This is a genomic window from Microbacterium sp. NPDC090007 (genome assembly GCF_044748345.1).
Classification (GTDB): domain Bacteria; phylum Actinomycetota; class Actinomycetes; order Actinomycetales; family Microbacteriaceae; genus Microbacterium.
Genome location: NZ_JBIVFV010000002.1, coordinates 532,490 through 545,445 on the forward strand (window position 1 = coordinate 532,490; position 12,956 = coordinate 545,445).

Annotated in this window: 13 protein-coding genes, 1 tRNA gene and 1 pseudogene; 5 read left to right on the forward strand and 10 right to left on the reverse strand. The window is 68.0% G+C overall.

Features of this window, described 5'->3' with window-relative positions:
• Window positions 1–8: 8 nt before the first annotated feature.
• Genes aztD through aztB form a run of 4 tightly spaced genes read right to left on the reverse strand, consistent with a single transcriptional unit; the run spans window position 9 to window position 4,243 of the window.
• Entirely contained in the window at window positions 9–1,214 is a 1,206-nt protein-coding gene (aztD, locus tag ACIPVB_RS10985) for a zinc metallochaperone AztD (protein WP_400368874.1), read from the reverse strand.
• A 32-nt stretch (window positions 1,215–1,246) separates the two neighbouring features.
• Window positions 1,247–2,155, reverse strand: a complete 909-nt coding sequence (gene aztC, locus ACIPVB_RS10990) for a zinc ABC transporter substrate-binding protein AztC (protein ID WP_400368983.1) — start codon at window positions 2,153–2,155, stop codon at window positions 1,247–1,249.
• A gap of 2 nt (window positions 2,156–2,157) precedes the next feature.
• Window positions 2,158–3,375 carry an ABC transporter gene (locus tag ACIPVB_RS10995; RefSeq protein ID WP_400368876.1) on the reverse strand — a complete coding sequence of 406 codons (1,218 nt, stop codon included), beginning with the start codon at window positions 3,373–3,375 and terminating at the stop codon, window positions 2,158–2,160.
• Between the two features lie 13 nt (window positions 3,376–3,388).
• Window positions 3,389–4,243, reverse strand: a complete 855-nt coding sequence (gene aztB, locus ACIPVB_RS11000) for a zinc ABC transporter permease AztB (RefSeq protein WP_400368877.1) — start codon at window positions 4,241–4,243, stop codon at window positions 3,389–3,391.
• Window positions 4,244–4,299: 56 nt separating this feature from the next.
• Here aztB and aztA point away from each other — a divergent pair, with 56 nt between their 5' ends.
• Window positions 4,300–4,965 (forward strand): zinc ABC transporter ATP-binding protein AztA, encoded by a 666-nt coding sequence (gene aztA, locus ACIPVB_RS11005; RefSeq protein WP_400368879.1) that lies wholly within the window; start codon window positions 4,300–4,302, stop codon window positions 4,963–4,965.
• Here the strand turns inward: aztA and ACIPVB_RS11010 are convergent.
• Window positions 4,937–5,365: a MarR family winged helix-turn-helix transcriptional regulator gene (locus tag ACIPVB_RS11010; RefSeq protein ID WP_400368880.1), complete on the reverse strand. Its 429-nt coding sequence runs from the start codon at window positions 5,363–5,365 to the stop codon at window positions 4,937–4,939. The genes aztA and ACIPVB_RS11010 overlap by 29 nt on opposite strands.
• 146 nt (window positions 5,366–5,511) lie before the next feature.
• Here ACIPVB_RS11010 and ACIPVB_RS11015 point away from each other — a divergent pair, with 146 nt between their 5' ends.
• The 4 genes from ACIPVB_RS11015 to ACIPVB_RS11030 all read left to right on the forward strand — a co-directional run bounded on the left by ACIPVB_RS11015 (window position 5,512) and on the right by ACIPVB_RS11030 (window position 8,555).
• Window positions 5,512–5,880: a hypothetical protein gene (locus ACIPVB_RS11015; RefSeq protein WP_400368881.1), complete on the forward strand. Its 369-nt coding sequence runs from the start codon at window positions 5,512–5,514 to the stop codon at window positions 5,878–5,880.
• 92 nt (window positions 5,881–5,972) lie between these two features.
• Window positions 5,973–6,320: a hypothetical protein gene (locus ACIPVB_RS11020; RefSeq protein WP_400368883.1), complete on the forward strand. Its 348-nt coding sequence runs from the start codon at window positions 5,973–5,975 to the stop codon at window positions 6,318–6,320.
• Between the two features lie 551 nt (window positions 6,321–6,871).
• Entirely contained in the window at window positions 6,872–7,216 is a 345-nt protein-coding gene (locus ACIPVB_RS11025; RefSeq protein WP_400368885.1) for a helix-turn-helix transcriptional regulator, read from the forward strand.
• Entirely contained in the window at window positions 7,203–8,555 is a 1,353-nt protein-coding gene (locus tag ACIPVB_RS11030; protein WP_400368886.1) for a type II toxin-antitoxin system HipA family toxin, read from the forward strand. Before ACIPVB_RS11025 ends, ACIPVB_RS11030 begins: the two co-directional genes overlap by 14 nt.
• Before the next feature lie 394 nt (window positions 8,556–8,949).
• On the opposite strand, the gene ACIPVB_RS11035 is transcribed toward ACIPVB_RS11030, so the two are convergent.
• The 5 genes and pseudogenes from ACIPVB_RS11035 to ACIPVB_RS11055 form a co-directional block, all read right to left on the reverse strand.
• The gene (locus ACIPVB_RS11035; protein ID WP_400368887.1) at window positions 8,950–9,153 is read right to left on the reverse strand and encodes a hypothetical protein; all 204 of its coding nucleotides are present in this window, start codon (window positions 9,151–9,153) and stop codon (window positions 8,950–8,952) included.
• Window positions 9,154–9,708: 555 nt separating this feature from the next.
• Window positions 9,709–10,158, reverse strand: coding sequence for a hypothetical protein (locus ACIPVB_RS11040; RefSeq protein WP_400368889.1), 450 nt, complete (start codon window positions 10,156–10,158; stop codon window positions 9,709–9,711).
• A 519-nt stretch (window positions 10,159–10,677) separates the two neighbouring features.
• Window positions 10,678–11,867 (reverse strand): annotated as a pseudogene (locus ACIPVB_RS11045) (IS3 family transposase); the annotation flags it as partial.
• Between the two features lie 35 nt (window positions 11,868–11,902).
• On the reverse strand, window positions 11,903–12,484 hold the full coding sequence (locus ACIPVB_RS11050; protein ID WP_400368985.1) for a TIR domain-containing protein: 582 nt from the start codon (window positions 12,482–12,484) through the stop codon (window positions 11,903–11,905).
• A 320-nt stretch (window positions 12,485–12,804) separates the two neighbouring features.
• Window positions 12,805–12,886 (reverse strand) — tRNA-Tyr (locus tag ACIPVB_RS11055).
• Between the last annotated feature and the right edge of the window lie 70 nt (window positions 12,887–12,956).

Here is a 12,956-nt window from a genome sequence, read left to right on the forward strand (position 1 = left end):
GCGGCGTGTTACTTCGTCAGCGCCATCTCGTTCGGCGTCTGCGCGAGCGTGGCACTCTCGACGACCTCGCCCGTGGTCAGATCGACCGCGTGCACGGCGTTCTTCGCGGGCTCGGTGACGTAGGCGATGTCGCCCGACACCTTGATGGCCGGGTGGGCGTCCTGCCACTCGGCCGGGCCTTCCCACGCCTCGATGACGGGGAACGACTCGGTGAAGGCGCCCGTCTCGGGGTCGAGCACGTGGATGGCCCCGTCCGAGGCGATCACGTAGGCGAGCTCGCCGGGACCACGGGCCACATCGCGGAAGGTGTACTCCGCCCCCGCCGGCATGTCGATGACGCGCTGCGTCTTGGCGGCGGTGTCGATCAGGGCGAGCTGGTCGAGCAGGTAGCCCTCGGCATCCCGGTCGCTCTTGTAGTCGCCGACGATGAGCGCGCTGTCCTCGCTCACGTAGGCGTTGCCCATGCGGCCGTAGGGCTGGTCGGGGGCGGTGAGCTTGGTGAACGCGCCGTCGTCGTACACGAGCGCGCCGTTCTCGCAGCCGAAGACGACGACCTCGTCCTTCGCGGTGCCCTCCCCGTGCACGCCGGGGCAGTCGGCCGATTCGGCGATCGTGGCACCCGAGGCGTCGGTGGCGACGACCCCGTTGCGCCCGTCGGCGTTGCCGACGGTGGTGAGGAAGGTGCCGTCCTCGAGCATGATCGACACACCGTGGTGCGCCTCGACGCCCGGAACCGTCTCGACCTCGGGGAGGGTGTCGGTGGACCCCAGCAGAGCGTCGGTGTCGAAGACGGTCGAGTCGCTCGTCCCGTCGGCGTAGAGGACGGTCTTGCCGCCGTGGGTGACGACGTGGCCGGGCTTGGCGGCCTCGAACACCAGGTCGGTCAGCGCGGGCTCGTCCGATGCGGTGCCGGCATCGAGCACCTGGAAGCCCTCGCTCATGGTGACCATGACGTGGCGGCCGTCTCCGGCGGAGTTCAAGCGGGTGAACTCCTCGGAGGGCAGGTCCGCGACGACCTCGAGGCTCTCGCCGTCGAGGACGTAGATGCCGCCCGGGTAGGACAGGGCGACGCGCGTGGCGGTGTCGGCGGCCGCGGTCTCGGAGGCCGGGGCGGCCGATCCGGTGCCGGCGCCGCCGGAGCAGGCGGCGAGGCCCACGGTCGCGCCGATGGCGAGGGCGAAGACGCCCGCGCGGCGGAAGGAGGAGGGACGCATGTGATGTCTCTTTCTGGGGAGGGGCCGCCCGCTCAGGGCGAGAGGCCGGTGGCGATGCGCTCCGTGTTGACGCGCATCATGGTCAGGTAATCGGGCGCGTCTCCCGACGCGTCGGTCAGGGACTCGGTGAACAGCTCGGTGACCTCGACCCGGCGATCGGCTTCGTCCGCCAGCGCGCGCACGAGCCGGTCGGGCGAGGACGACTCGGCGAAGATGGTCGCCACACCCGCCTCGTCGATCGCCGAGACGAGGTCGGCCAGGTCGCTGGTGCTCGGCGCGGCGAGGGTCGTCCCGCCCGGGATGACCGCGCCGATCAGACGGAAGTCGAAGCGATCGGCCAGGTACCCGAAGACGTGGTGGTTGGTCACCAACGCCCGTCGCTCCGAGGGGATCGCGGCGAACGCCGTCGTCATCTCGGCGTCGAGGGTCTCGAGCCGGTCGCGATAGGCGGCCGAGCGCTCGGCCACCGCGGCGGAGTCGACACCGTCCAGCCCCGTCAGCACGGGCTGCAGCGCCTCGACCACGCGGGTCATCTGCGCCGGGTCGGTCCAGAAGTGGGGATCGTCCGCGCCATCGGCATCGGTCGACGTGTAGGGCAGCACCGAGACGACGTCGCCCGCGACGAAGGTGTCCACGCCGGCGTCCGCCGCAGCGTCGAGGTGCTGCTGCAGGCCCTCTTCGAGCCCGAGGCCGTTGGCCACGAGCAGGTCGGCCGAGCGCATCCGCGCGGCCTCGGCCGCCGAGATCTCGAAGGAGTGCGGGTCGGCGCCGGGACGCATGAGCGTCACCACCTCGACGTCGTCGCCCACCAGGTTCGACACGACATCGCCCAGGATGTTGGTCGACACCACGACCAGGGGACGATCGGATGCCGCTCCCCCGGCGCACCCGGTCAGGGCCAGCAGGGCCGCGGCCACCGCGGCGGCGACGACGCGACGCACCGTCAACGCCCCGTCTCCGCGACGAACAGCGGAACCTGGGCGGGGGTGAACTCACGGGCGACGCGGGCACCGTCGGCGAAGTCGATCTCCCACATGCGGCCCTCGGAGGGTCCGTTGACGTAGGCGCGCTGCTGATCGGCGATCAGCGACACGGGCTGGCCCGCCGCCAGGCTCGCCCCCACGAGAGCAGGGGATGACGTGCGCAGCGCACCGGTCTCGCCGTCGAGCACGAGAACCCGGCCGTCCGCCGTCAGTGCGAGCAGGTTGGCGTCCGCGTCGTCGACGGCCGTCGCCTGGACGACGGGTTCGGGAGTGGGAAGCAGGGTCCAGGTGCGCTCGCGGGTGTCGAGCAGCCACACCCCCGCCTCCCCCGCGACCGCCGCGACGGACGGGCGCCCCTCGCGGTTGGCGAAGACCGTCGCCCGCGGGGCGGTCGTTCCCGCGGGGTACGGGATGGTCTCGACGACGGGGGATTCGTCGGCGACCGTGACGAGGACGGCGCCGTCTCGGCATCCGATGACCGCCCCGACGCGCGTGGTGATGGTGCCCGCGGGCTCGACGCACGGCGTCGATGCGCCGACCTCGGCACCGTCGGCGGAGTGAAGGGTCACAGCGTCTCCCGCGGCCACCGCGGCGAACGAACCCGCCGGGGCGACGATCCCCGCCCCCGGCGTCGTCTCGAGCCGGAAGAGCTCGACGACCTCGCCCTCGGACAGCGCCTGGGTGTCCAGCAGCACCGCCTCGCCCGATGTCGGGAAGAACACACCCGTGCCGCCGGTGGTCGAGGAGTTCGACGTCGCGACGGTCGCCACCCCCTCACCCTCGACGTCGCCGAGTACGCGCGCGTCGGCGCGGTAGTAGTGGAAGTGGTCGACGTGGTCCCACGTCCATACGCCGCTGTCGACGATCGAGACGCCCCCGGCATCCGCGGCGAACAGGAACCGGCCGTCCGAGTGCATCGCGGCGGGCACGCGGACGGTGCCCAGGTCGGCGGTGGTCTCATCGAGCAGGTCGAGGTGCGAGACCCGCCCGTCGGGGCCGATCGAGGTCAGACCGAGCGCGGGTTCGGCGAGTTCCGCCGCGCCGGCGATCTCGCCGTGCGTGTCGGCGGGGGCGTCGGTCGGGGGCGCCGCGGGGACCGCAGGGGCGGCGCAACCGGCGAGCGCGAGGACGACGAGGGCACCGAGGGGAGCGAGTCGTCTGGTCACGAGGTGGGGCATCAGAGCTTTCGGGTCAGGCGGAAAGGGGGACGGAGGGGACGGACGACCGGCGGACGGCGTCGGTGAGGGCACGGAGCATCCACGACACCCCGGCGGCGGCGATCGCCGCGGCGGCGATGGTGGCCCCGGCCGCGGTGGCGGCGTGCCACGAGACGAGCAGGCCGACGGCGACGGCCAGCGCGCCCACGACCGCGGCGAGCACCATGGTCGGGGCCAGGCGCACCGTCCACTGGCGGGCGGCGACGGCGGGGGCTACGAGCAGACCCACCACCAGCAACGAGCCGACCGCTTGATAGGACGCGACGACGGCCAGGGTGACCAGGCCGACGAGGACCGTCTGGGCGACGCGGGGCGCGAGTCCCAGGACGCGGGCGACCCGCTCGTCCACGGCGAGCGCCACGAGGCTGCGGTGGGCGAGGGCCGCGGCGGCGACGCCGATGACCACCGCGACGGCCAGTACGGCGAGGTCACCGACGCCGATGGCGAGGATGTCGCCGAACAGGATCGACGTGGCGTCGGTGGCGAAGCTGCCGGCGTGCGAGATGACGATCACGCCGAGGGCCAGCATCCCCACGAACAGCAGTCCGATGCTCGTGTCGTACGACAGCTTGGCCCGGCGCTGGAGCGCGCCGATGCCGAGGCTCATGACCGCGGCGCTGAGGGCGGCACCCAGCAGCACGGGCAGGCCGAGCACGGTGGCCAGTGCGACGCCGGGCAGCATCCCGTGGGCGAGGGCCTCGCCGAGGAAGGCCATGCCGCGCACGATCACCCACGTCCCGGCGACGGCGCACAGCACCGACACGAGGATGCCGCCGAGCAGCGCGCGCAGCACGAAGTCGAGCGAGAAGGGATCGAGGAACCAGGACACGAGGAGCAACCGTAGCGTTAAGTGATAACGATTCTCAAACTCGTATGATGGATGCCATGCCCCCCACCTCTGCGCCGGAACGCGCCCTCACGGCGTCCGCCCTCCGCGTCGCCTTCGGCGACGTCGTGGCTCTCGCCGACGTCGACGTCGACCTCGTCGCCGGACGGACGACGGTCATCGTCGGACCCAACGGCGCCGGCAAGTCGACGCTGCTCGAGGTCCTCGCCGGCGCGCGGCAACCGACGTCCGGGCGCATCGACAGCGGTGGCCGAACCCGCTCCTTCGTCCCCCAACGCGCCGCGGCGTCGGAGCACCTCCCCGTCACCGTGCGCGAGATCGTCTCGATCGGCGCGTGGGGGCGGGTGGGCCCCCTGGGCAGGCTCACCGCGGCCATCCGCCACGACATCGATGCGGCGATGCGGCGACTCGACGTCGCCGCCCTCGCGCGCACACCCTTCGCGACGCTGTCAGGGGGCCAACGCCAACGGGCCCTGTTGGCGCAGGGCCTCGCCCGCGGGGCCGACATCCTCTTGCTCGATGAGCCCACCACCGGCCTCGACGCCCGCAGCGCGGATCTGAATCGGCGGGCGATCGCGGACGAGAGGGAGCGCGGCGTCGCGGTCGTGTGCGTCAGTCACGACGACCGCCTGATCTCCGAGGCGGACCACGTCATCCGCCTCGACGGGGGCAGGCTCACGCCCGGGAGCGCACCCGCTCGGTAATGCGTACGAGCACGTCGGTCGCGACGGCGACCGCGTCCGCGGGTTCGTCGCGGATGACCGCCTCCACATCGCGCGGAAAGCGGCGCAGCGATGACCATGGATCGGCGTCCAGATCGATCTCGAGGTAGATGTGGTTGACGCGGCGATCCAGGGCATCCAGCTCCCGGCGCAGCAGACCGCGTCCGATCAGGCGATCGACGAGGGTCGTCACGCCCGCGGCGGTCACGCCGAGGTGGCCGCGCAGATTCGAGGGACGGATGCCGGGCTCCTCGGCGATGCACGCCAGGGCAGCCGCCTCGAGGTCGCTCACGCCCAGATCGCGTCGCGCTCGGGCCATCGCCGCGTCGCGCATCTCGACGTAGTCCTCGAGTGCGGACAGAAATGCACGAGGAAGCGTCATGGGTATCCACCTCCTTCTGGCGGTCCGGCCGGCCGCTCCTCCCACCATAGTCAGAAAGCTGAACAGTTCATGAAGATAATTAAGTTTGTGAAATACGTGATAGATTAAAAATCAACGTGCCCCGCTACTCGACGAAGGAGATCATCATGGCAACGCTGTTCTACGGTTCCGACACGGCCCCCATCTCGCTTCCCGATCGCCTGATGGGTTACATCAAGGTGATCGCGTCGACCAAGCTGCGACGCGGCGAATCCTTCACGTTCACGTGGACGGGCGTCGAGGGCGAGACCGGTCGCTCCACCATCTGGCTGCAGCCCGCGATCCCTCTGCGTTTCGTCTTCGACTCCCCCGAGCCCGAGCAGCTCGTCGGCGACTACCTGCGCGCGCTCGCCGACCAGGCGAATGCGGCCTCGGGACTCGTCGTCGACGCCCGCACGTGGGAATCCGCCGAAGAGGCGAGCCACGCCCCGGCGCGCACCGCCCGTCCGGCGGGCCGCCCGGTGCGCGCGGCGTAATAGCACGCAGAGAGCGACGACTCCACCCCCACCGTGCATGCTGCATACTGTCGGGGACGCGTGACATTCGCGTGAATGGATCGGAGTGACCCGTGCCGGTACGCAAGCTGCTCGAGATGTCTCTGCTCGAGGAGTGGCTCGTGGATTTCAGAGCGCTCGGCTACCTGACGGGCAGCGACATCCGCGTCCTCGAACAGGACGATGAGACCGACCCCGACGCGGGACTGATCGTCGTCGACCTCACCGAGGCCAAGACCATCACGTACCTGCAGCCGATCGCGGGCGGCGACGGTGGCTGGAAGGCCACGATGGAGGCGCGCGATGCGACCATCGAGCTCTCGGCCGTCGCCCTGGTCAACCTGGGGAACGAACTGAACGTGCTCGGCGCGCTCGTGTCGTTCCTCGAAACGAGGTCCAAGGCGCTGCTCGCCGCCGTCTGATCCGTCGGCGGGCGGAACGAGAAAAGGGCACCCGATCGGGTGTCCTTTTCGTATCCGGTGGGGGTTCCCCGTATCTCCCCTTCCCTTGAGCCTCAAGGGATCGCGCGCGCAAATCCCACGCCGTTTCCCGCAGCACCCCCGCACCCCTGTTCCTGCAACACCCCGCCAGTGGCGCCCCGGATTCGCGTCCGCGCGGTCATACTGCCCGCCGCCGGCCGCCATCAGTCCTGTTCGCCAGGTCCACAGCCGCCTCCCCCACAGCACCTCAGCGGGCCGAGGAAGCGCGACCGCATCATGCAGCTGGCGTTGTGTCATGCCCTCGCTAACAACCACACCGCATGGGCCGTTCGCGCTCGCGTCGAGGCGATGACGACACCTCGGCGCAGGACACTCACCTGTCAGCGCGGAAGACTGGTAGGCCTGAATGTGGCATCGCAGGAAGCCCTCAGCACCGGCCTTCGGATCGAGCGACGCGGCGAGGGTGGCGGGCGGGCCGCATCCGAGTGTAGATATATCGACACAGAATGGCATTTTGTGGAAGTATATAGAGCATGCCCCGGAAGAAGGTTTCGTTCACGTCCGCCGCTGCCGCGGACGCGGCGCGCATCCTCGGGCAGCAGATTCGCCTCGGCAGGCACAGCCAGAACATGACCGCCGCTCGCCTGGCGGAGCTCGTCGATGTCTCCCCGCGTGTCATCACCCTCATCGAGCGGGGCGACCCGGGGGTATCCGTGGGGAGTGTGCTCAGCGCCGCAGCACACGCGGGCGTCCCGCTGTTCGACATCACCGACCCGCGCACCCTTGCGCGTTTGCGTCAGCAGGGCCAACAGGCGTTGACCCTGGTTCCCTCCAACGTCGGCAACCGTCGAGAGCGTGAGATAGATGGGGACTTCTAACCCTCGGGGGCCCTTCGTCTGGGTCTTCCTCCCTGGCCGGGGCGAGCCCGTCGTAGCTGGCGTGCTCGGCCGGTCCACCACGGCCGAGGGCATGGCATTTCGTTACGGCAACAGCTATCTCCGTCGTGACGACGCAATGAGCCTCGGCCCCGACCTCCCGCTCAGCGAGAGGACGTACCCGCCGGCGCTGGGTCACAGGATGCCGTCGACCATTCGTGATGCAATGCCTGACAGCTGGGGCCGTCACGTCATCAACCGCGAGCTGGGTCTCGACCTTGAGGACAGCGTTCCCGACGCTCGGTACATGCTCGAATCCGGTAGCGACCGTGTCGGAGCACTCGATTTCCAAGCCAGCCCCACCGAGTACGTTCCCCGCGTCGGCGGCGGAGCGCTCACCGAGATCGCGGACAGCGCGGTTGCGGTGGAGGAAGACCACCCCCGCGGCGCGGATCTCGGCTTCGCCATTCGCAACGCCCTGACCGCTGCAGGTGGATCGCAGCCGAAAGCGTACGTCCGACTTGAAGGGCGAGAGTGGCTGGCCAAATTCCAGACAGAGTACGACCGCACGTCGCCGCTCATCAAAGCCGAGCGCGCGGCGCTCTACGTTGCCGAGAAGGTGGGCCTGGATGTACCGGCGGCGAAGCTGGTCCATGTCGACGGGCGCGGGATGGCGCTCCTAACCGAACGCTTCGACCGTCAGAGCATCCCGACGCCTGCGAACGATGCCGCTCATCAGCTCAGCCGACGGCAGGTGCTGTCTGGGTTCACGGTTGCTGAGGATCACCGGCCGGTGGGGGCCTCCTACCCCGATCTCATCACCCGTCTGCGGGTCCTGTCAGTCGACGCAGCGAGCGTGGGAACTGAACTGTTTCGTCGCTTGGCCTTCCGTATTGCTATGCGCATCGACGACGACCATATGCGAAACCTCGCTTTCTTCTGGGACGGCCAGCATGCATCCTTCACCCCCGCCTTCGACCTGTCGCCAGAGCTGACCGCGACCACACCGCACGGGCTGACCGACTTGGGCGGAGGCAGCCAGGAGTTCACTCTCAGCGCGCTCGAACAACGCCACGGCTTCTACCATCTCTCCGCAGCGCAGGCGCGCGACATCATCGAGCGCACCCTCGACGCGGTCATCGCCCACCGCCCCGACGCCGCCGACGTCGCTCAGATGGTCCAGTGGGAGCGCCAAGCGCTGCTGACCGCAACCGCGTCACCCCAACTCATCGGGCGTGCCCCGAGGACCCTTTCTCCCACCAGGCCCGCACCACGGCAGCCTCGTGACCGTCAGGGCCGCTTCGACCACGCGCAACCCTCGCCCCCCGAGATATCCCCCTGAGTGTGTCCGCGCCCTGCCCGCACTTCGAGCTGATAGATCAACGTCGAACAGTGGATCGACTGCGCCGATGCGTCACAGTCGCTCGCGACGTTCCTCCGAATCAATCACGAGAGCTCTTCGGCCTCGCGGACCGATGCAGCGGCACGGCCCGTGTCGCGTCCAGACGCCAACCAGTGCGCGACGGAGAGCCCGTCCAGCGCTTCGTGGCGAGGTGACCAGGCGGGTGCCGTTGACCGCGTCCTTATTTCCCAGCGCGGCGACCACCGTAGATAGCCCGCGCAGCGGCCTGTTGCGCTGATCGAATTGCCAGCGTGGGTACATGTAGCGACCGTTGCGTCTCCGCCCCGCGGACAACTCCCCACGCTTCCGGAGTGAATCGGCCTGACTTTCGTTCCTATCGGGAGCCCTGTCCGGCGGGGGCCGGTTGGGCTGATTCGAGGTCAGCGTAGAACTCGTCCTCGACCTCGATCGGGGTGCGCATGTCGAGCTCGCCGTTGAGGCGGGAGTTGTTCCACCACCAGACCCACTCGAGGGTCGCGAGTTCGACCTGTTCGACGGTGCGCCAGGGTCCGCGCTGTTGGCTCGACGGAATCGACACCGATAAAAATCACGGTAGCTAAGGCCGTCCTCGCGTTCGCGCGGGCGGCCTTAGCCAGTCTCACGGTCGCAGCATGAGTCATCTTTTCACTCGATTGGCACAAGTGACCTTGAGGTCGTGACCTCCGCCAGGTGTCTCGTGTCTGGCTTCATGCGAGACAGACCGCGCGACACTATGCGACGCACCCCACAGAGCCACCCAACCTGGACAACCGCACGTGACGAACATCAATAGGCTCTCTCGGTGCGTCTGTCACCTAGCGTGGCTGCGCAACAGACGCGCCCGTGGCTGCGCTTTGCGCGACGTCTCGTATCGCTTCGAATTTGAGACTGCTCGGTAGGAACGAGCGGGACTGGTCCTGGTGAGGGAGAGATACCTCGAGAAGGTGATTATTACTAGTCACCCAGCTCGTGCGTCCGTCCGCTCCCGTTCCTGTCGGCCTTAATATCGGCGGCATGACTGCGCCAGCGTGGGAACGATACAACTTTCCACCTACGCGGCTCAACAGGGGTGCGCCGGCTCGAAACTGGCTTTCGTGTCTCGCTGTCTCCTGCACTACGGCCGATAGGGCGGGAAGTTCGTGACGCGCTTCCATGGCCCCGATCCCCCGTCGTCCATCACAGCAACGGTTGCGCCGCCTCTGTCGAGGAGACGAACAACACCGTCGCGGAGCAGAAGCAGGTTGCCCCGTTTCTCACGGACCGCTTGACCACCTCCATCAACAATCTGTGCGATCACCGCCCATGAAGCGGACTGCGCCGCCGCACCTTCAAAGGTCCACCAACCCAGACAGGGTCGACGAGCCCAAACAACCACCAACTGAGTCCCCAGGATCATCACGTCCAGGACCACGGCGTCCCGTACCCGCGGAATGATGCTCAGGATGCAATCGAACTCGGCCACTGGCGACTCCCGGATGACCTGCGCGTCGGCACCGACAAGGTCAACCACGGCGCGTGCGAACTCGTGCGCCGCACGCGCCTCGTTTTGCTCGAATAACCCCACCCGCTCAGTCTGACGGAGCTCAAGTTATGCGCACGGCGAGTTGTTCGGAGATGTGACCTCAGGCGCGGAACCGTCGGGTAATGCGTCCCTCGATTCGGCCATGAGCCACCGTAGGATCGCACGCTCCTGGATGCGCTGAGCGATGAGCTGGCACACAGTCCCCGCGCAGAACAGAGCGAAGCCAACTAGGAAGCAAACGATCGCGATGTCCCTGGGCACACCAGAGCCGCGCAAAGCGAGAGCCAGCGCGATGGACAGCACGAGCAACGCAAGCGCAGACCACATCAAGACATTGCGCGCCAGTATGAGCCGGCGCACCGGAAGGAGGTCCGCCGCGTGGGCGCGGAGGTTGTGCCTCTCCCAAATTGACTCCATCGTGTGCCAATTTTAGGCCGCTGCGCGTCGGAACGAGTGGGCAGGAACTATCAGCAACGCGAGGCAGAGACTCAAAGCAACTATTGTCTCGTATCCATATCGGGAGCCTTGTCCGGCGGGGGCCGGTTGGGCTGGTTCGAGGTCAGCGTAGTACTCGTCCTCGACCTCGATCGGGGTGCGCATGTCGAGCTCGCCGTTGAGGCGGGAGTTGTCCCACCACCAGACCCACTCGAGGGTCGCGAGTTCGACCTGCTCGACGGTGCGCCAGGGTCCGCGCTGGCGGATCAGTTCGGTCTTGTAGAGGTTGTTGACTGCCTCGGCCATCGCATTATCAAAGCTGTCCCCGACGGTCCCAGTGGAGGGGACGGCGCCGATTTCGACGATCCGGTCGGTCTAGACCATCGCGGTGTAGTTCGACCCGTGGTCCGCGTGATGGATCAGCCCATCGAGGCGCCCGCCTGCGCCCCACGCGGTCATGTCGAGGGCCTGCATCGGCAGGATCTCCGATCGCAGTGTCGACGCGACGTTCCACCCGACGATGCGGCGGGAGTACACGTCGGTGACGAACGCGACGTACGCGAACCCGGACCAGGTAGCGACGTAGGTGACGTCGCAGACCCAGAGCCGCCGCGGCGCAGGCGCCGTGAAGCGTCTGTTCACGAGATCACTCGGCAGTATCGCGCTCTTGTCGGGGCGGGTGGTGAACGCTCGCTTCGACTTGCGGACGCCTCGGACGCCCGCGAGCCGCATCAGCCGCTCCGTCTGGTCGCGGCCGATGTCCCACCCTTGCCGTCGCATGAGCGCGTGCATCTTCCGTCGCCCGTAGACGCCGTAGTTCTCCGCATGCAGCCCCGCGACCTCCGGTGCCAGCAGCTCATCTTTCAACTGCCGGGCCGATGGCGCTCGACCGACGGCGGCGCGGTAGCCGCGGGAGGTGAGGAACCCCTGGGCTGCCGGTCGGAGGACGCGGCAGATGAGCTCGACCCCGAAACGATCCCGGTGTTCGTTGATGAACCGGATCATCTCGGTCAGGGGCGGTCGAGCTCCTTCGCGAAAGACACGCTCGCAGCCTTGAGGATCTCATTCGCCTTGCGCAGCTCGGCGTTCTCCTTCTGCAGCCGCTTGATCTCCGCCGCCGCATCGGTCGTGACGCCAGGCTTCGCGCCCGCGTCGACCTCGGCCTGGCGTTGCCACAACCGCAGCGTCTCCGGACTCATCCCCAGCAGCCCCGCGACATGCCGCGCGGCACTCATCAACGTCGGACGCGACGGCCGCGTCTCCGCGAGCATCCGCAGCGCCCGCTCACGCATCTCCGGCGAATACTTCCTGTTCATCGAGTTCCATCCTTGCTTGAAGAACGGAACGAAAGTCAGGCCAATTCATGCTCGAACGGGAACGTGGCTATGCCCTGAAGCGCTGGTGTCCGTGAGCGCCCTGGGTCGCTGAGGTTGGTTATGCGTTCCAACCGCGCTGCCCGCACGACCTGCTGTTTCAGCGGAACTGCGTTGGTCTTGTCGGGCGGCAGCCCCTCCAACCATCGCCACGGGTCATCCAGTTGGTCACTTCCTAGCGCGTCACCTGTGAAGGCACTGTCGTTGAAATTGAACGCGCGGGGGTTGAGCTCTTGCAACCACGCCGGAAGCGCGAACGTCGGATTGTCGACGGCAATGACCGCGAGCCACCCCTCAGGATGCCGCCCGAAAACCTGCTGCAACAGGGCGTTTTCGGTGTGCACGCCAGACGCGGTGACATGGTCGGCGCGTTCGACATAGTTCTCATCCACGATGAGCAAGACGTGCCGCGCCTGTGTCAGGCTCCGCATGAAGCCGTTCAGGCTGTTCCCGTCGTCGACATCCTGGTCGACGCGCACGTCGTACCCGAGCAGGTGGAGACCGCTCGCAAGCAGACGCACCCATCGACTGTGCGCCTCGGACGTCTGCGCGTACGAGATGAAGAGATCCGCTTGACTCCAAGCAGCCTAGGTGGGGGCCGTCCAGTGCTTCGACCCGATTGGCGCTCGGCCCCCAGTGTCACGACGCTGGTGGCCACTCGAGCCCCCGTTCAGACGGTCGCCCAGAGCGGCAGGTGTGCGACCTCCCAGGGGGGCGCGGAAGCCTGTTCCCACGGGGAGGCTCAGGGTCTCGCGAAGTCGGAGCGAGCAGCGCCGGCGACACGCCGCAGAAAGACCTCAGGCCAGACCCGAAATGGGGTCTGGCCTGGAGGAATGAGATACGGGGATGATTTCCGTGAGATACGGGGATACCCCCCCGGTGGCGAGTGAGGGATTCGAACCCCCGAATGCAATGCAGTCTGATTTACAGTCAGATCCCTTTGGCCGCTTGGGTAACTCGCCAGATGCGCACCCGCCCGGCTTTCTCAGTCGACCAGAGGCGCGAGAAACCACTCTACTATCCCCGGAGGTG